At 37.6% G+C, this 1,197-nt stretch carries 3 protein-coding genes; all 3 read left to right on the top strand.

Annotated elements, in window-relative coordinates:
* Positions 1-107: 107 nt before the first annotated feature.
* Positions 108-452 (top strand): DUF3817 domain-containing protein, encoded by a 345-nt coding sequence (locus tag ACS8FD_RS15570; protein ID WP_439262527.1) that lies wholly within the window; start codon positions 108-110, stop codon positions 450-452.
* A 98-nt stretch (positions 453-550) separates the two neighbouring features.
* Positions 551-814 (top strand): hypothetical protein, encoded by a 264-nt coding sequence (locus tag ACS8FD_RS15575; protein ID WP_439262529.1) that lies wholly within the window; start codon positions 551-553, stop codon positions 812-814.
* A gap of 4 nt (positions 815-818) precedes the next feature.
* Positions 819-1,082, top strand: a complete 264-nt coding sequence (locus tag ACS8FD_RS15580) for a hypothetical protein (RefSeq protein ID WP_439262531.1) — start codon at positions 819-821, stop codon at positions 1,080-1,082.
* Positions 1,083-1,197: the final 115 nt, after the last annotated feature.

Consider the following 1,197-nt stretch of genomic DNA (forward strand, 5'->3'; position numbering starts at 1 on the left):
TATACCCATGTGGCGACGGCGAGATTGCAAAAATTGCATGCCGAGCATCATCCACGCGGTTAAAATTGAAATTGACTATTTATTGATAATAGTAAAAGGAATAAAACGTGTTGCAAGCTCAGCCATCTACTTTGCCTACCCTAACAAAAGAGCAAAATTCTGCACTCAAAAACCTTACCATTATGGGTTACTTAGAAGGTACGTCCTTTTTATTATTACTTGGTGTTGCAATGCCACTCAAATATATGTTGGGTATTCCTGAAGCGGTAAGATATATCGGTATGGCACACGGGGTACTATTTATCGCCTATATCTTGGTTCTACTGATTGCAACGAGCAAAATAAAAATGCCGCTATGGGTAATGCCTGCAGGTGTGCTTGGCTCGTTTTTACCATTTGGTCCGTTTATATTTGATCATTTATTAAAGAAGCGTTTGGGGAAGGGGTATTAAAAGTACTTTAATATCAGAGGTGATCCGAATACCTATACTTTTTTGACATAGCGACCTATCAACGACTCAAAATTAACAAGTAAATAAAGGGTTTTACTATGTATGTTGAGGTCAAAAAAATTAAAGAAGACGATGAAGAAGTAACATATGAATTTTTTAACGGTTCATGTGTCTCTAATGGAATTTTTTTACTATATAAGAATAGAATGGAGCCATTTACGTTTGATATGTCGTGTCGGTTGATTAAACCTATTGATGGTTATGCTCCTGAGGCACATTATCAAAGAGCAATGGTAGCCGTCATGAAAAGTTATAAGAAAAATGATGAACTACCTGAAAATGCTTTTTTTATGTCAGGATAATACAATGAATAGCGCTCACACTAACTCACTACTACGTGATATTCCAACAGGTGTTGATTACACGGAGTTACCTGAAGATATAGATCCTGAGGACATACCACCCGAACGTATTAAAGGTGCTGTTGATCTTTTGGCCCATGAAGATGATTATATCGTTTTTCAGGCAGCACGGTTATTGACCTCTTGGGGTATCGAAGAAGGTTTTGATACTCTAAAAAAACTGCTAGTAGAGAATGAGTTGCAAGGAATGATACAGCATCGCCTGTAATGAGTTGCAAGGAATGATACAGCATCGCCTGTATGGATATGATGAGACTTATAAACACGTTCTATATGCGTTTATTAGCTATTGGGCAAATCAGTCAGACGCAGGTAAAGGGGAA

It is taken from the genome of Psychrobacter sp. 1U2, from assembly GCF_051847575.1.